The following is a 17,871-nucleotide window of genomic DNA, read 5'->3' on the forward strand; positions in this document are numbered from 1 at the left end:
TCTTCAGTTCCTTCCCCTTTGAACCGCAGCAATTACGGATGGCGGCGGTTTTCGCCATCAAGGCGGATCGGAGCAGCCAAATATAATATCCGTTCCATTAATCTTGCCGCTTTCACCTCTTCCTTTTCTCCTCTTTGTGAATACGTAAAATGATGCTTCAGTTCGTCAGGTGAGAAGTTAGAAGAAAAGAAAGTCGGCAGTTGCTGGGACATTCTGTGCTGAAGCACTGTTCCGATGACTTCATCTCTTACCCAGCTCGTCATTGATTCCGCTCCGAGGTCATCGAGCATCAATACTGGTGTCGTTTTAACCATATTAAGCTTCTCCTCCAATGAATGGTCTTGAAGCGAGTTCTTGAGCTCTCTCACAAATTCGGGCACATAGACGATCATGGAGGAATACTCTTTTTCCGCCAGCTCATTGGCAATCGCAGCGAGCATAAACGTTTTTCCTACTCCGAATTTTCCGTATAAATACAGTCCTTTCCCTTTTCCCGTCTCATTATAGCTTTTCAAAAAATCTGTAACATGCTGGAACATCGCAAGCCTGCTCGGATCATTGATATCAACCTGCTGGAATGTTGCTCCGAGAAGGTCCTTTTGGATATACATGCTTTTCATAAGGGACTTTTGTTTTTTCTGCTGGTCGAGTTTTCGTTTGACCGGACATTCAAAATACTCAATATCAATAGCGCGGCCATTGACAACAAGCTTCGGATGGTAGCCCTCAAGCAGGTTATTGCAATCTTCATCTTCCGAACAATAGGAGCAATTCTTGCTTTGCCCGATATATTCATAGAGCTTATTTAGGCTCTTTTCGATCATTTTTTGGTCTATTATCTCTTCGTTTTCCTTCAAAAATACCTGAACATCTTGATCATTCATGACTTTTTCTTTCATTTGTTCAAGGCGTTTTTGGAAATCCGGCCTGCCGGTTACGCCCTGCAAGGAACGGCCGATTGGTTCCATCTATTGCTTCACCCCGCATCTCTGTCATTAATAGGCAGAGTATTTTTTCAGTTTTTCCATTTCTTCCATCATCTTTTTCTTCTGTTCTTCCAAATCCTTCGGCTGCAGCTTCTGCTGTTTGGATTCTGAATCGGACGCTGTCTCCTTTTCCTTCATCCAGTCAGGAAGCTTTTCTTCGCGGATCACTTTTTTGTTCCGTTTCGAAGGCTGATTTGCTTTTCCTTCAGCCCATTCAAGGTATTGGCGGTTTTCTTCTATTGCAAGTTTCATCGCTTCTCTGACCGTTTTCACCTTTTTGCGCGCCCAATGCGAAGCGATTTTTTGGATATAGTTTTTCGACAGCTTCATATCGGTTTTCAGCATGACGTAATAAATTAACACATTTGTAACGCCTGGTTCGAGCTTCTGTTCAAACATAATGTCTTCTATGATTTTCATATCAGCTTTTGACGGCTCTGTTCCGTCGGCAATATCCTGTAAAAGTTTCTTTGGAGAAATCGCTTCAAGCAATGCAATCAGCTTCCCGTCCAGCGAATCCTCTTCGGCCGGCTTTTCGCCTTCACGCAGATGCACCGGCTGTGTTTTTTCCACTAAGTCAGGCAGCTTTCCGTTTCTTTCGATTTGATACCAGTCGCTGGCCGCTTTTCGTAAAGCCTCCGTCGTAATAGCGTCACGCTCATCAATCGCACTCATAACGACATTTTGCATTTGCAAAGGATCTATGCCATACAAATAGGAAAGCTTTTTGATTGTGTCCCGCACTTGCTGGGTCATCGCTTTTCTCGGAATCATCGTCTCAGAAAGTCCCGCTAAAAACAAATCAAAATCAAACACATCTTCGGTTATCGTGTAGGACGGAGCCTCGCCGACAGAGGTATACTCTGTACCTTGCGCCAGCCTTGCCGTTTCCGCCATATCAGATGTGAGCTTCCATTCACTCGGCTGCAGCGATTCAAATGCATGATTAAATGGACGAGTAATGTCCTTCGCATCTTCTGCAATGGCCGGGTGCGTGAAAAATTGTTTTAATTGCTGATATTTTGTTTTCCCGACTCTATTGTACAGAAAAACATTCAGCATTCCGTCTTCAAAAAAATCATTTGGCCTGAGCGGCGGAAGGAGTTCATATATAAAGAGGCGCTCCTGCCGCTCGGATTCTTTCATATATACTTTTAGCAATCCGATGCCCTCGAGCTTCCCCTGTTCCTGATGGAGCGTTTTTAAGTTGGACTGTGTCATCCCCATCAGCTGTCTATGTGTGGACTCTCCGCCCCACAGACGGTTTTGTTCAAGCTCTCCCCACAATGTCATATAAAGAGAGAATGCAACAGGTCCGATTAAGGGCTGATACAGCTGTGTAATAATTTGTCTGTCTATATCTTGCAGCATCGATCTGCTTTTGACCACATACGGATCTACAGGCAGTACATCTTTCCAATAGTCAGCCATACATTCTCAAACCTTCCGAATTTGTTTCTACCTTTCATTTTACACCGTTTCTCATATCTATCAAATGCCAATTTTGCACATGAGAAAAGAGCTAGAAGAATCCTCTTAGCTCTTTTAACGTTCTTTTTTTATTAAGTCTTTTAATTCGTCGATAAAAACGTTTATATCTTTAAACTGCCGATAAACGGACGCAAACCGTACATATGCGACTTCATCAATCTTTGCCAGCCGGTCCATTACCATTTCTCCGACGAGCTCGCTTTTCACCTCGGAACAGCCTTGATTGCGAAGTTCTTTTTCAATATCAAAGCACACGTCTTCAAGCGTTTTGAGTGACACAGGCCTTTTTTCACATGCTTTTATGAGGCCGCGCAGCATTTTTTCTCTGCTGAATTCCTCGCGCACACCTTCTTTTTTCACGACGATGAGCGGGGTTTCCTCCACTTTTTCAAAGGTCGTAAACCGGTAGTGGCAGGATTCACATTCGCGTCTTCGGCGAATCGATTTTCCATCATCCACAGGCCGGGAATCAAGGACTCGCGTTCCATTATGCTGGCATGAAGGACATTTCAATAAAATCAGCTCCCAACTATTTCGTTCCCTGCAATGTATTTTCGGCAGCCTCCGCCTTTTAACATAAATGTGACAGCATCTGTCGGGAGAGCCGTTGTGTAAAGCTGTATGTACAGCATCAGGTGGTTTGTGAAAATCTCTTTCTTATTTTACAAAAAAAATGAAAAAAGAAAAAGCTGACCGCCTTGTTTCTTTATAAAAATAAAAGGAGCATAAGCTAAAAGCACGTAATGGCTTTCTAGCTTCAGCTCCCTTTGTGTTCGTGTTTACTATAGTACTTTCGCTTGCGCCTGTTTAATTTGCACAGGCCCCATTCCTCTTGGTATTTCAATGTTTTCTCTTGTATCAGCATGTAATGCCTCTGCAATATGGTCAGCAGCAACATTAGGATCTAAATCTCCACAAGTATAAACATCAATGCTCGCATATCCGTGCTCAGGAAAACTGTGAATTGTTAAGTGTGATTCAGAAATAATCACAACTCCGCTTACGCCCTGCGGTGCAAATTTGTGAAATGCAACCTCGCGCACCTCAGCTCCTGATTTTAGAGCAGCATTTACAAACGTTTTTTCAATAAAATCCATGTCATTCAGCTTATCAAAATCGCATCCCCATAGCTCGGAGATAACGTGACGCCCCATTGTTTCCATAGTCATGGACCCCCCTTAACAAGAATTAAAAAGTGAAATTCCAACAACTGGGCCGGCCATTTACCACGGGGGAAAGTTAGTCCGGAGAGGTCCTAACCCTTTAAGTAATTCCGAAACAGTCTCAAGCAAGAAGTTCACGAAAAATAGTATACTGTGTTTAAGTCTAATTTGCAAGGTGCGTTTTTTCAGAAATAGGCTGTTAAGGGTTTTTTCTGCAAAATGCGTCCATGACCTTATTTTATACAGCAGATGGATATTTCATTCGTGCAGCTACATAACGAATCAGATCAACAACTCTGCATGAATACCCCCATTCGTTGTCATACCATGCGAGCACCTTTACTTTTCTGTCTTCCATTACCATTGTCGTCAGCCCGTCAATGATCGCTGAATGCGAATTTGTATTATAGTCAGTTGAAACGAGCGGTTCATCTGAATAATCAAGAACACCATACATTGAGGTTTTGGCAGCCCGTTTAAATGCTTCGTTTACCTCTTTTGCCGTTACACCTGTTTTTAGGTCGACAACAAGGTCAACCAATGAGACATTCGGAACAGGGACGCGCAAGGCAAGGCCGTGGAGCTTTCCTTCCAGATGCGGCATCACGAGCGATAGCGCTTTTGCAGCTCCTGTTGTCGTCGGAATGATGGATTCCCCGCACGCCCGTGCCCGGCGCAAATCTTTATGCGGATTATCAATATTTTTTTGGTCATTCGTATATGCGTGAACTGTGGTCATCAGCCCGCTTTCAATGCCGAATTCTTCATCCAGCACTTTGACAACAGGCGCAAGGCAGTTTGTCGTACATGACGCATTTGAAATAATGACATGGCGGTCAACGTCGAACTGTCCCTCATTGACTCCCATCACAATGGTAACGTCTTCATTTTTCCCCGGAGCAGTCAGAATGACTCTTTTCGCGCCTGCTTCTATATGGCCCATTGCTTTATCTTTTGAATTAAACTTTCCTGTAGCTTCGACAACAATGTCAACATCATATTCCCGCCAAGGCAGCTGTTTGGGATCACGGCTGTTTAATAAAAGCACTTTCTTTCCGTTCACAATCAGGCTGCCCTCATCAGCAACAACCTCTTCGTCATACCTGCCGTGAATTGTGTCATACTTTATTAAATGAGCCAGCGTTTCTGCGGAATAACTGGCATTAATGGCCACTATTTGAATTTGATCGTCTAACATCGCTTTTCTAAAAACCATTCTCCCAATTCTTCCAAACCCATTGATCGCTATTTTTACCATCATGTTGGACACCCCTTATCAATATGTCATTCTAATTTGCTTTTATATGAAATTAGTATAACACATTAGAGAAAAATCGCCAGTACATATTGAAAAAAATCTCCGATTCTAACGCTAACTTTATGAGACATCATCGTTTTTTTGCACAGTTATTAGGCGCAAAAAAACAAAAAGCAGCCAGCGCTCTGCACTGACTGCCCTTTTTTACAATTCCTGTTTCAGCTTATCATTAAGTACGCTTTCTTCTAACACAGAAAATGTATCTCCGTACACTCTGTTAATATGATTCGCTCCCCAATCACACAGCATATTTAAAATCCCTTCTAAGCTGCGGCCGTATTCACTGAGTTCGTATTCCACTTTGGGAGGAACCTGATTGTACACAATCCGGTTAATGACACCGTCCGCTTCCAGCTCACGCAGCTGCTGGGTCAGCATTTTTTGTGTGATATTAGGCATCAGGCGCTTTAATTCACTCGTGCGTTTCTTCCCATGGGTTAGATGGCATAAAATGACGCATTTCCATTTCCCGCCGATCACTTCAAGAGTCGCTTCAACAGAAATGTTATATTTTTTCTTTTCCATACAGTCCATTCTCCTTACAGGTACCAAAAAGTGGCTATAGCACTTTCAAGTACGTACTTTTCTTTTTTAATGATATCTTTCATAATCACATTTGCCGGCTGATTTGAATCTGCTCTTTTATTTATATAGCTTACTCGGCAGAATTTCAATCATACAACACATCACAAAGGAGGGAACATGATGACTTCAGCCAATAAAAGCAGCCTTCCTGCACTTCTGGCTCTGGCTATAAGTGCATTCGCTATAGGGACAACCGAATTTATCAGCGTCGGCCTTTTGCCGTTAATTTCTGATAATTTGGACATTCCTGTTACAACAGCAGGTTTGACTGTTTCCCTTTATGCGCTTGGCGTTACAGTCGGAGCGCCTATCTTAACTTCATTGACCTCAAGCATGTCACGTAAGACACTATTGCTGTGGATCATGTTGATTTTTATTGTTGGGAATACGATGGCTGCTACTGCTACAAGCATCGGGATTTTATTAGCAGCACGTGTGATATCCGCTTTTTCACACGGTATATTTATGTCGATCGGTTCAACGATCGCAGCAGATATTGTCCCTGAGAATAAACGAGCAAGCGCGATTTCGATTATGTTTACAGGGCTTACTGTGGCAACTGTAACCGGAGTTCCTTTCGGCACGTTTATCGGCCAGCAGCTCGGCTGGCGTTTTGCCTTTATGGTCATTATCGCTGTCGGAATCATTGCTTTCATTGCAAATGGCATTCTTGTCCCGTCGAATTTACGAAAAGGGACGAAAACGACAATGCGGGATCAATTGAAGCTTGTAACAAACAGCCGGTTATTGCTTTTATTTGTCATTACAGCGCTCGGGTATGGAGGAACATTCGTTGTATTTACGTATCTGTCTCCCCTGCTTCAGGAAGTAACAGGCTTCAAATCCGGCACTGTAGCAGTTATCCTGCTCGGATACGGAATTGCCATCGCAATCGGCAATATGATTGGCGGAAAGCTGTCAAACCGAAATCCGATTGCCGCTTTATTTTATATGTTTATCGTACAGGCAATTGTTCTGTTTGTACTCACATTTACGGCTCCCTATCAAACAACAGGCCTGATCACCATTCTCTTTATGGGTTTGTTAGCCTTTATGAACGTGCCCGGCCTTCAGGTGTATGTCGTCATGCTGGCTGAGCGTTTTGTTCCGAGTGCTGTTGATATCGCATCTGCGATGAATATCGCGGCCTTTAATGCAGGAATTGCGCTCGGCTCATATCTTGGAGGTGTGATCACCGATTCAATCGGACTGATTCATACTGCTTGGATAGGCGGGTTAATGGTAGTCGCTGCAGTCATCTTGACGGGCTGGAGCCGCTTGATGGAAAAACAGGATCAACAGGCATCCTGACAATTTTAAATGTAAAGGAGAAAATAAATATGACAACACATTTACAAGCAACAGCAACTCTTCATAACGGGGTAAACATGCCACGGTTCGGCCTTGGCGTCTTCCAAGTGGAAGAAGGATCTGAATTGGTAAACACAGTTAAAGCTGCTATTGTTCACGGATACCGCAGTATTGATACTGCCGCTATTTACGGAAATGAAGCTGGAGTCGGAGAAGGACTACGGAAAGGCATTGAAGAAGCAGGGATCTCAAGAGAGCACCTGTTTATTACATCAAAAGTATGGAATGCTGATTTAGGCTACGAGGAAACAATTGCTGCATTTGAAACAAGCCTGTCAAAACTCGGTTTGGAGTATTTAGATCTCTACCTTATCCACTGGCCTGTAGAAGGAAAATATAAAGAAGCCTGGAGAGCCCTTGAAGCACTGTATAAGGAAGGCCATATTAAAGCGATCGGCGTGAGCAACTTCCAAATCCATCATCTTGAAGACTTGATGACGGCTGCTGAAATCAAACCTATGATTAACCAAGTTGAACTTCACCCCCGTCTTACACAAAAAGAGCTGATGGCATATTGCAAAAAACAAGGCATCCAAATGGAAGCTTGGTCACCTTTAATGCAGGGACAGCTGCTGGATCACCCTGTATTGACAGACATTGCGCAAACCTATAACAAATCTGTCGCGCAAATTATTTTGCGTTGGGATCTGCAGCATGGCATCATTACGATCCCTAAATCAACGAAGGAACATCGCATTAAAGAAAACGCGAGCGTATTTGACTTTGAGCTAACACAGGATGACATGAACCGAATCGATGCCCTGGATGAAAACCTGCGCGTCGGTCCTGATCCGGACAACTTTGATTTTTAATGAGAAAACACCGTTCGCTACGAACGGTGTTTTTGTCTTATGCCCAGCGGCTGATGATGTCATCAAGCTGCTGTTTAGTCTCTTCAAGCGTGCCGCTGTTGTCGATGACTTGATCTGCTCTTGCTGTTTTTTCCTCTAAAGGCAGTTGAGAGCTGATACGGCTGAGCGCGTCTTCTTCCGTCAGCTGATTGCGCTTCATCAGACGCTCCAGCTGAAGCTCCTTTGTCACACTGACCACAATAATTTTATCAACTAAAGATTCTAATTTACTTTCGAACAGAAGCGGGATATCCAGTACAACAAATGCCTCCTGATTCGCAATCGCTTCATCACGGCGCTTCAGCATTTCCCGCCTGACTGCGGGGTGAACAATGGCATTTAAAGCAAGTCGCTTTTGTTCATTTGTAAATACCAGTGCACCGAGCTTTTTTCGATCTATATCGCCATTGGGGAGCAGAATGTCTTGACCGAATTCGTCAATGATTTGCTGGTAGGCCGGCATCCCTTTTTCTACCGCTTGTTTGGCAATGATATCTGCATCGATAACGATTATTCTTTTTTCAATCAGCATATTGGCGACCGTGCTTTTGCCGCTCGCTATTCCACCCGTTAAACCAATGACCAAGGTCAAGAGATTCACTCCTTTTTACAATTTCCAGAGCCCGATCGTGATCAGCAAAATCCCCGGCAAAAACGCCATTTTATCAATCCATTTCCATTTTGACAGAATATGTCCGGCATTGATTCCGATCGATACAAACAGAGAGCTCATGATGGCCACGGAGATACTCATCACAATTGGTGAAAAACCGAGAATGGCTGCGCCTATCCCTGCTCCAAAGGCATCAATTGATAAGGCAACCCCCAATAACAATGCCTCAACTCCATTGATCACACCCGATTTGTCGATATCAGCACACATCGGTTTTCTTAAAATATGAATCACAATTCCTAATGACCGAACCTCTAAATTAAGCAGCGTTTTTTCATGCAATAAGTATTCTTTGTCTTTTTCCGGTTTGAAAAATTGATACAAAACCCACGCTCCAATTCCGACCAATATCAAACCGCCAAGCTTCTCTGTCACATATACAGGAAAAAACTTTGTCAGAAAGCTTCCGATCAGCATGGATATAAACATGACAACACCGGAACAGCAGGCGATAATCACAATCGCTTTAAACGGTATTTTCATTTTTCTCAATCCGTACGTAAATCCGACTGAAAAACTGTCCAAGCTGACAGCCAACGCCAGCAGCAGTATAGAAACCATTTGCATACCCGTTTCTTCCTTTCTGTTGGTGCTCTTATATAGACAAAAAATGCCCGGGATTCATCACCATCATATATATGGCAAAGTGAAAAATCCGTGTTTCGAAAAAGGCATCCTCTATTACAGAGTTATTGATATATGCACCGACAGCTTGGACAATGAAGCTTTAAGCTATTTTTTATGCTGGCACTTCGCACAAAAATGCGTGCCCCTGCCTCCGACGACGATTTTTGAAATCATCGTTCCGCAATTTTTGCACGGCTCGTCTTTTTTTCCGTATACAAAATGCTGCAGCTGGAACATGCCGATTTCCCCTTGGGAGTTGATATACGAGCGGACTGTGCTGCCGCCCGCGTCAATCGCTTCCTGAAGGGTATTTTTGATTTCAGCGTGAAGTGTTTTGATTGTTTTGTCAGATAATTGATTTGCTTTCGTCTCAGGATGGACACCTGCTCTGAAAAGAGCCTCGTCGACATAAATATTTCCGAGCCCGACAACTGTTTTTTGATCGAGCAGAGCGGTTTTGACAGCACGGTTTGTTTTGGCAAGCTGTTCTTTTAAATATGCACTCGTAAATTCTTCATCGTCAGGCTCCGGCCCTAACTGAGAAAGCGGGAGCGCATCCGCCTCCTCTCCCGGTTTAAATAAGTGCATGGTTCCAAATTTCCGCACATCCCTGTAACGAAGCTGGGTTTCATCTGTCATTGTAAATATGACATGCACGTGTTTATCGTCTGGCTCCCCCGCTTGATGAAGCCCGTATTTCCCCTCCATTCGCAGGTGGGAAACCATCACATAATGATCTAAATGAAACAGCAGAAACTTTCCCCGTCTTCCGATAGACTGTATCGTTTCTCCTGCTATTTTTCGCGCAAATTCCTCCGGTTCGGCAGGCCGTTTAATAATATTCGGCCATCTGATCTCTACCGATTTGATTGTTTTTCCCTTTACAAGCCCGGTCAGAGTGCGCCGGACTGTTTCAACCTCTGGTAATTCCGGCACATCCATCACTTCCTATCTCTGTTTATTTCGCATCATACCAAGATGGACCTGATGCAAAGTCCACCTTTAACGGCACATCTAATGCCAGCGCATGCTCCATCACTTCAGGAACAAGCTTTTCTAGAATTTCAATTTCTTCCTTCGGCGCTTCAAAAATCAATTCATCGTGTACTTGAAGAAGCAGCCTTGCCCTCAGCTGTTTTTCTTTTAGTTTGGCAGCCATATCAATCATGGCTTTTTTAATAATATCGGCGGCGCTTCCTTGAATCGGCGTATTCATTGCCGTCCGCTCCGCAAAACTGCGGATATTAAAGTTTCGGCTCGTCAGCTCTGGAATGTAGCGGCGGCGGTGCATAAGCGTTGTCACATATCCTTTTTGCTTTGCGTCCTGAACGGAATCCTCCATGTACGCCTTTACGCCTTCAAAACTTTCTAAATAGCGATCAATGAATGCTCCGGCTTCCTTCCGGGTAATCCCGAGATTCTGTGACAGCCCGTAATCACTGATGCCGTATACGATGCCAAAGTTGACTGCTTTCGCCTGACGTCTCATCGCAGATGTCACTTCATCCTTAGCGACATGGAACACATCCATTGCCGTTTTCGTATGAATATCCATATCATTCGTAAAAGCCTCAATGAGATTATGGTCCTTTGAAATATGGGCAAGCACCCGCAGTTCAATTTGTGAATAATCAGCCGCAAAAATGAGCCAGTCTTTTTCCGACGGAACAAAAGCTTGGCGGATTTTGCGCCCTTCCTCAAGCCTGATCGGTATGTTTTGCAGGTTCGGATCAGTCGAGCTGAGGCGGCCGGTTTGCGTTAAAGCTTGGTTAAAGCGTGTATGCACCTTATGCGTATCCGCCCTCGTCACTTTTAACAGCCCTTCAATATATGTCGATTGAAGCTTGCCGATTTGTCTGTACTGTAAAATATAGTCAACAATATCATGTTTGTCCGCCAGCTTTTCTAGCACATCAGCAGACGTTGAATAGCCTGTTTTTGTTTTTTTCACGACAGGCAGGCCGATCTTTTCAAACAAGATGACACCGAGCTGTTTCGGAGAATTGATATTAAACGGCTCTCCCGCAATCTTATGGATTTTTTCTTCATATTCCTTCAGCTTCGCGCTCAGTTCTTCACCCATCCGTTTTAAACGCTCAACATCGACCTTGACGCCACTTGATTCCATTACGCCGAGAATAAGTGCAAGCGGCATTTCGAGCTCTTCAAACAGTTCAAGCTGATCATTGTTCTCCAGCTCCTGAACGAGCTTTTCCCGCAGACTTTGAATCGCCAACGCTTTTCGGACAAGGTGCTCAGACAGTATGTCTTCTGACGGCACCGCCCGCTTTGCTCCTTTTCCGTAAACCGATTCGTCACTTGATACGAGATGCAGGCCGTAATCCTTGGCCACACTCGCCACATCATCATATGAATTGCCTGGATTGATGATATAAGCTGCAAGAAGCGTATCAAATTCGGCTCCTTTCAGCTCAATGCCTTGCCAGCGCAAAGCGACAACAGCCCGTTTGCTGTCAAAGACCCATTTCTTCTGCTCGTCATTTTCCACCCATTCTTTAAATACCTCAGACGCAACGGCAATGTCTTTCGGAATAAAATAGGAGCCCGTTTCGTTTACGATCGAAAATCCGAGAATCGGCTCTTCATGATAATTATCGCCAATCTGTTCAACGACAAATGCGGATGGAGAAACCAATATTTCGCTCGTGACGTCTTTGACGGTTTCGACATCAATGTCTTCTAATTCCTGATCTTGCGCTGCTTCTTCACCGCCTTCCCCAAGACGTTCAAGAAGCGTATTGAATCCAAGGTCTTTAAAGATCCCAATCACCTGTTCACGATTAAAGCCTTGATATTCCAAGCCAGAAACAGACACTTCAATCGGGGCGTCCGTCATAATCGTCGCAAGTTCCTTGCTCATCAACGCCTGATCCTTAAATTCCTCAAGCTTTTCCTTCAGTTTCTTTCCGCTCACCTCATCAATGGACGCCAAGAGCTTTTCCACGGAATCGAACTGTTTTAAGAGTTTAATCGCTGTCTTCTCTCCTACGCCAGGCACCCCCGGAATATTATCAGAGGAATCGCCCATGAGGCCTTTCATGTCCACGATTTGTTCAGGCGTCAGCCCGTATTTCTCTTTGACGTGTTCCGGTGTGTAAAATTCGACATCGGTAATTCCTTTTCTCGTAATGGCAACTGTTGTTTTCTCTGTTGCCAGCTGAGTTAAATCCTTGTCTCCTGAAAAAACCTTTACTTCAAATCCGTCTTTTTCAGCCGCTTTGGCCAGTGTGCCGATAATATCGTCGGCTTCGTATTGTTCCAATTCGTAGCGGCTGATCTGGTAGGCATCCAGCAGCTCGCGGATAAATGGCAATTGTTCGGAAAGCTCAGGCGGGGTTTTCTGTCTGCCGCCTTTATATTCTTTGAATGTGCTATGACGAAATGTTGTTTTTCCGGCATCAAAGGCAACCAGCATGTGCGTCGGTTTTTCATCCTCAAGCATCTTCATTAAAATCATCGCAAAACCGTAAACGGCATTCGTATGAACACCTTTATCATTACTTAACAGCGGCAATGCAAAAAACGCCCGGTAAGCCAGACTGTTTCCGTCTACAAGCACTAATTTTTTTCGTTCCGTCATTCAATATCCTCCTAAGAAGCAACAGGCTTCTATTCATCTCTTTCATAGTCTTTAGCTCCTCTTATTTTAACAAAGTTCAATTTGAAAGGAAAATACGTAAACTCTGAGGAGCAGACACAAAAAAGGACGGGAACACAAAATGGTTCCCGCCGTCAAAATTGGCTCCTTGGATGAAGGGGTTCTACTACATCCTACCAGCATAGGTTTAACAGTGCATGAAGATATTGTTAAACCTTTGTAAACATTAGGCGGACGTTTCTGCGAGCCGTTTCAATGTCACGGTAAAAACCGTTCCCCGTCCAGGTTCGCTTGTGACATCTATTTTCCCTCCATGCGCCTCTATTAAATGCTTTACGATCGCAAGCCCCAGTCCGGTGCCGCCCGAATTCCTGCTTCTGTCTTTATCCACGCGGTAAAACCGTTCAAAGATGCGCGGAATTTCCTCTGTCTGAATTCCGATCCCGGAATCAGCAACTTCAATCTGAATATCTTTTTCTCCCGGCTTTACATTAATGGCTACAGAGCCCCCCTCCGGCGTGTAGGTTAACGCATTGTTTACGAGATTAAGAAATACCTGTTTCAGTCTGTGCGGGTCACCTGACACATAGAGCGGGTCTTTCGGGACATTGAGCTGTAAGGAGATGCCTTTCTCATCCGCCTTATGCTTCAAAAGTGTTTCAATCTCACCAAGCATTTTGGCTGGTTCAAACGTGTCGACGCTGAGCGTGAAATTTTGCTGTTCGATTTTGGAGAGATCGAGAAGATCCTGAACCAAAGACTGAAGCCTTTCGCTTTCCTTTAAAATAATGGAAAGAAATTCAGAAAGCGCTTCTTTGTCCTCCATCGCCCCATCCAATAACGTCTCCGTAAACCCTTTAATGGACGTAATCGGCGTTTTCAGCTCATGAGAAACATTAGCCACAAAGTCCTTTCTCATCTGCTCTAATTTCTTCGTCTCCGTCATGTCATGGAAAACGAGCACAATTCCTTTCCATTCATCATCCGGCCCCATAATCGGAACGCCGTCCACTTCGAAATAGCGCCGTTCAATGTTAATCGGAAGCCTTAATAGCTTGCATTTCTTTGTCTCTGTCATAAAGATGTCTTCGACAAGCTGGATCACTTCTTCATGTTCAAATACATCATGATAAAGACGTCTCAGCATCTCGTTCGGGTTGATATGAAACTGCTTGGCGTAAGCCCTGTTCACGAGATTGATAAAGCCTCTGCCATCAATCATAATCAGTCCGGAGCCAATATTTTCGATGACCGTCAGCAGGCGGTCCCGCTGCATTTCTTGCGTTCTCGTCATTTCCATCAGATCAACGGCCAAGCTGTTCATCGCACGGCCTAGCTTATCAGTGTGCCTGATATAGCCGCCGTACGTCCTGGCATCGTAGTTCCCCTTGGACAGTTCTGTCGCTACGTTTGTCGCTGCGTCAATTGACCTTTTATAACGCGAGGTCATACTGGAATAAAAATAAACAATGACAATAAGAGCGGTGAAAAGACTAGCCGTCAGCATTCCCCACAATTCGCCTTTTAAGCCGTAGCTTTTTTTAGAGACAGAAAGCAGCACATATCCTGTTTTTTCGCCTTCGCTTTTAAGCGGAAGTCCGTAATAAAGCTTGTTATCCGCTGTGGAAAGGACACCCTCATGACCGGAAACAAGCGCCTCTGCTTTTTGAGAATCTGCCGTGCTCCCCTTTGGCCCGTACAGCACCTTGCCATCTGTATCGATAACAAATGCGCTCACACCCAACGCGCCGCCTGCATCTTTAATGACTTTCTCATTTCTTTGATCATTTAAATTGCCGGCATTAAGCAGTGAAGCCATGTATTTGGCTTCTTTCTCAATGTGTTCCTCCGCTTTCCTTTGATCAGCTGATTCAAAGAGCTGCTGCAAAAACAGTCCGAGGACGCTGAACACCAGAATCATACAGACAATAAGTAAAGAAAAAAAGCGCATACGGTGTTTATTCATTCATTTTTGGCTCCTCCAATTTATACCCCAATCCTCTAATCGTTTTTATATAGATTGGTTTTTTCGTATTGTTTTCAATTTTGTCACGGAGGTGGCTGATGTGCACATCAACAATTCTTGTATCCCCGGCAAAATCATAATTCCAGACAGCGCTCAATAAAAGATCTCTCGTCAGCACTCTGCCTTTATGCCTGCCCAAATACAGCAACAGTTCGAATTCTTTCGGGGTCAGCTCAAGCTGATCTTCTTTAAAATACGCTTCATAATGGTCAGGCAGAATTTTCAGATCACCAATGACAATCTGACCTTCAATTTCATCGCTTTTCGATTCACTAGAGGGCGCAGCCATTTCCGAACGTCTTAAAATCGCTTTGACTCTTGCATTTACTTCCCTTGGACTGAATGGCTTGGTCATATAATCATCAGCACCGAGCTCAAGTCCTAATACTTTGTCGAACTCTTCATCCTTCGCTGTCAGCATTAAGATCGGAAACATGAGTTTTTGCTGTCTCAGCTGCTTGCACACTTCAATTCCGTCCAGTTTGGGAAGCATCACGTCAAGCACAATTAAATCAGGCTTTTCTGTTTCCGCTTTTTTGAGTGCTTCTTCCCCATCCGAGGCGGTGATGACATGATAGCCTGACCGTTCCAAGTTGTACTGCAAAAGAGTAACAATAGATTCTTCATCATCCACAACTAAAATTTTCTTATTCATGCTGTGCCTCCAGTATTATAATTCCCCGACATCCTATTTCTCTATTTTATGTCATCTTAACATGTTTCATGATCTTATTTTAACGAAAGCAGGACATTCCGACAATTCGCCTTTTACATCATTTTTCAAAAGAAATAATGGTATTTACGAAAGCGATTTCATTTATAATAAAAAGAGAAAGGCTCTATTAAAAGCAAGCCTTTCTCTCATTTTATTAAGATAATACTTTCATGACATTTTTGACAGATTCAACTGATTTATTCAGCTGTGCTCTTTCATAGTCTGTCAGTTCAAGTTCAATGATTTGCTCAAGACCGTTGCCGCCTACAATTGTAGGAACACCAAGGTAGATGCCTTCATAGCCATATTCCCCTTCGAGATAAGCAATGGTAGGAAGGACGCGGCGCTGATCTTTCAAGATGGCTTCGACTATTTCGGTCAGAGAAGCCGCAGGCGCATAATACGCGCTTCCGTTTCCGAGAAGATTCACGATTTCGCCGCCGCCTTTTCTTGTACGCTCTACAATGGCGTCAATCCGTTCTTTCGGAATGAGCGTTTCAAGCGGGATACCGCCGGCATAAGAATAACGCACAAGCGGCACCATATCGTCCCCGTGGCCGCCAAGAACGAAACCAGTCACATCTTTTACTGACAGGTTTAATTCCTCTGCCACAAATGTTCTGAATCTTGCTGTATCAAGCACACCAGATTGGCCGATTACGCGCTCTTTAGGGAAGCCCGATTCTTTGTACACCGCGTATGTCATTGCATCAACAGGATTTGTCAGCACTACAATAATAGCGTCAGGAGAATATTTCACGATTTCTCGTGTAACACTTCTCATAATTTTTTCGTTTGTAGAGACTAGATCATCTCTGCTCATACCAGGTTTTCTTGCGATACCAGCTGTAATAACAACAATGGCAGAACCCGCCGTATCCTCATAATTAGAAGTACCCGTAATTTTCGCGTCAAAGCCTTGAACCGGGCTTGCTTCAAACATATCAAGCGCTTTTCCTTTTGTCGGGTTTTCCAATTGCGGGATGTCAACAAGAACAACATCTGCCAGCTCTTTTTGAGCGATTAAAAATGCAGTTGTCGCTCCGGTAAAACCTGCTCCGATAACAGAAACTTTTTTACGAGTATTTCCCATGTCTCTCTTCCCCTTTATAGCTAGTTTAGGCTGTTTCCTTGCTTAGTCCATGTTTTTAATCAGTTCTTCTCCGAACTCTGAACATTTCACTTCAGTTGCGCCATCCATTAATCTGGCAAAATCGTAAGTTACGACTTTAGAAGCAATTGTTTTTTCCATAGATTTGATCACCAAATCAGCCGCTTCGTTCCATCCTAAATGTTCAAGAAGCAGAACGCCTGAAAGAATAACAGAAGATGGGTTTACTTTATCAAGGCCTGCATATTTAGGAGCCGTTCCATGCGTCGCCTCGAAAATGGCATGTCCTGTTTCATAGTTAATATTCGCTCCAGGAGCAATGCCGATACCGCCGACTTGTGCAGCAAGCGCATCAGAAATATAATCGCCGTTCAGGTTCATTGTCGCAACGACATCAAACTCGTTCGGACGCGTTAAGATCTGTTGAAGGAAAATGTCAGCAATGCTGTCTTTGACAATGATTTTGCCTGCTGCCTCCGCTTCGCTTTGCGCTTTGTTAGCGGCGTCTTTTCCTTGTTCTTCAACAATACGGTCATATTGAGCCCATGTGAAAACTTTTTCACCGTATTCTTTTTCAGCCAGTTCATAACCCCAGTTTTTGAAGGCGCCTTCTGTGTACTTCATAATGTTTCCTTTATGAACAAGCGTTACAGATTTACGGCCATGCTCGATTGCGTAATCAATGGCTGCTCTGACCAAACGGCTTGTTCCTTCTTCAGAAACAGGCTTAATGCCGATACCTGATGTTTCAGGGAAACGGATTTTGTTGACGTTTAGCTCATTTTGCAGGAAGCTAATGAGTTTTTTCACGTCTTCAGAGCCTTTTGCGTACTCGATGCCTGCGTAAATATCTTCTGTATTTTCCCGGAAGATGACCATATCAGTATCTTCAGGTCGTTTTACTGGTGAAGGCACTCCTGTAAAGTATCGTACAGGTCGTAAGCAAACGAATAGGTCAAGCTCTTGTCTGAGCGCTACGTTCAGAGAACGGATACCGCCGCCGACCGGTGTCGTTAACGGACCTTTAATCGCGATGAAATATTCGCGGATCACATCTAATGTTTCAGCAGGAAGCCACTCACCTGTTTTATTATAAGCCTTTTCTCCGGCATAAACTTCTTTCCATGTAATTTTCTTTTCGCCTTTGTATGCTTTTTCAACCGCTGCTTCCAAAACCTTCGAAGCCGAGTTCCAAATATCAGGACCGGTTCCGTCTCCTTCGATAAACGGGATAATCGGGTTGTTTGGTACGTTTAATACTCCGTTAGAAACTGTAATTTTTTCGCCTTGTGCCACAATAAAAACCTCCCAATATGTAATTCATATTTAGAAAAC

The 17,871-nt window shown here is 43.9% G+C and carries 16 protein-coding genes; 2 read left to right on the forward strand and 14 right to left on the reverse strand.

Annotation, left to right across the window (positions count from 1 at the left end):
- Positions 1–32: 32 nt before the first annotated feature.
- The 6 genes from dnaI to BTW01_RS00300 form a co-directional block, all read right to left on the reverse strand.
- A complete protein-coding gene (gene dnaI / locus BTW01_RS00275; RefSeq protein ID WP_162101069.1) occupies positions 33–968 on the reverse strand; it encodes a primosomal protein DnaI in 936 nt (311 codons plus the stop codon).
- Positions 969–995: 27 nt separating this feature from the next.
- Positions 996–2,417, reverse strand: coding sequence for a replication initiation membrane attachment protein DnaB (gene dnaB / locus BTW01_RS00280; protein WP_162101070.1), 1,422 nt, complete (start codon positions 2,415–2,417; stop codon positions 996–998).
- 114 nt (positions 2,418–2,531) lie between these two features.
- Positions 2,532–2,990, reverse strand: coding sequence for a transcriptional regulator NrdR (gene nrdR / locus BTW01_RS00285; protein WP_162101071.1), 459 nt, complete (start codon positions 2,988–2,990; stop codon positions 2,532–2,534).
- Positions 2,991–3,259: 269 nt separating this feature from the next.
- A complete protein-coding gene (gene speD, locus BTW01_RS00290; protein WP_162101072.1) occupies positions 3,260–3,640 on the reverse strand; it encodes an adenosylmethionine decarboxylase in 381 nt (126 codons plus the stop codon).
- A 238-nt stretch (positions 3,641–3,878) separates the two neighbouring features.
- Entirely contained in the window at positions 3,879–4,901 is a 1,023-nt protein-coding gene (locus tag BTW01_RS00295) for a glyceraldehyde-3-phosphate dehydrogenase (protein ID WP_162101073.1), read from the reverse strand.
- Positions 4,902–5,102: 201 nt separating this feature from the next.
- Positions 5,103–5,483: a winged helix-turn-helix transcriptional regulator gene (locus BTW01_RS00300; protein ID WP_162101074.1), complete on the reverse strand. Its 381-nt coding sequence runs from the start codon at positions 5,481–5,483 to the stop codon at positions 5,103–5,105.
- A 180-nt stretch (positions 5,484–5,663) separates the two neighbouring features.
- Between BTW01_RS00300 and BTW01_RS00305 the strand changes: the two genes are divergently transcribed.
- Both BTW01_RS00305 and BTW01_RS00310 read left to right on the forward strand, forming a co-directional pair.
- On the forward strand, positions 5,664–6,854 hold the full coding sequence (locus BTW01_RS00305; protein WP_162101075.1) for an MFS transporter: 1,191 nt from the start codon (positions 5,664–5,666) through the stop codon (positions 6,852–6,854).
- A gap of 29 nt (positions 6,855–6,883) precedes the next feature.
- The gene (locus BTW01_RS00310; protein WP_162101076.1) at positions 6,884–7,726 is read left to right on the forward strand and encodes an aldo/keto reductase; all 843 of its coding nucleotides are present in this window, start codon (positions 6,884–6,886) and stop codon (positions 7,724–7,726) included.
- A gap of 37 nt (positions 7,727–7,763) precedes the next feature.
- On the opposite strand, the gene coaE is transcribed toward BTW01_RS00310, so the two are convergent.
- The 8 genes from coaE to icd form a co-directional block, all read right to left on the reverse strand.
- The gene (coaE, locus tag BTW01_RS00315; protein ID WP_162101077.1) at positions 7,764–8,357 is read right to left on the reverse strand and encodes a dephospho-CoA kinase; all 594 of its coding nucleotides are present in this window, start codon (positions 8,355–8,357) and stop codon (positions 7,764–7,766) included.
- A gap of 15 nt (positions 8,358–8,372) precedes the next feature.
- Positions 8,373–9,050 (reverse strand): sporulation membrane protein YtaF, encoded by a 678-nt coding sequence (gene ytaF / locus BTW01_RS00320; protein WP_225493884.1) that lies wholly within the window; start codon positions 9,048–9,050, stop codon positions 8,373–8,375.
- 120 nt (positions 9,051–9,170) lie between these two features.
- Positions 9,171–10,001, reverse strand: coding sequence for a DNA-formamidopyrimidine glycosylase (gene mutM, locus BTW01_RS00325; RefSeq protein WP_162101079.1), 831 nt, complete (start codon positions 9,999–10,001; stop codon positions 9,171–9,173).
- Between the two features lie 22 nt (positions 10,002–10,023).
- A complete protein-coding gene (gene polA / locus BTW01_RS00330; RefSeq protein WP_162101080.1) occupies positions 10,024–12,666 on the reverse strand; it encodes a DNA polymerase I in 2,643 nt (880 codons plus the stop codon).
- A gap of 244 nt (positions 12,667–12,910) precedes the next feature.
- Positions 12,911–14,650 (reverse strand): two-component system histidine kinase PnpS, encoded by a 1,740-nt coding sequence (gene pnpS / locus BTW01_RS00335; protein WP_162101081.1) that lies wholly within the window; start codon positions 14,648–14,650, stop codon positions 12,911–12,913.
- The gene (gene phoP / locus BTW01_RS00340) at positions 14,643–15,365 is read right to left on the reverse strand and encodes a two-component system response regulator PhoP (RefSeq protein WP_162101082.1); all 723 of its coding nucleotides are present in this window, start codon (positions 15,363–15,365) and stop codon (positions 14,643–14,645) included. The genes pnpS and phoP overlap by 8 nt, the downstream gene beginning before the upstream one ends.
- Positions 15,366–15,579: 214 nt before the next feature.
- Positions 15,580–16,518 (reverse strand): malate dehydrogenase, encoded by a 939-nt coding sequence (mdh, locus tag BTW01_RS00345; RefSeq protein WP_162101083.1) that lies wholly within the window; start codon positions 16,516–16,518, stop codon positions 15,580–15,582.
- A 42-nt stretch (positions 16,519–16,560) separates the two neighbouring features.
- Positions 16,561–17,832 (reverse strand): NADP-dependent isocitrate dehydrogenase, encoded by a 1,272-nt coding sequence (gene icd, locus BTW01_RS00350; RefSeq protein WP_162101084.1) that lies wholly within the window; start codon positions 17,830–17,832, stop codon positions 16,561–16,563.
- Positions 17,833–17,871: the final 39 nt, after the last annotated feature.

The sequence above is a fragment of the Bacillus sp. SKDU12 genome, assembly GCF_010093085.1.
Taxonomy (GTDB): Bacteria; Bacillota; Bacilli; order Bacillales; family Bacillaceae; genus Bacillus; species Bacillus mexicanus.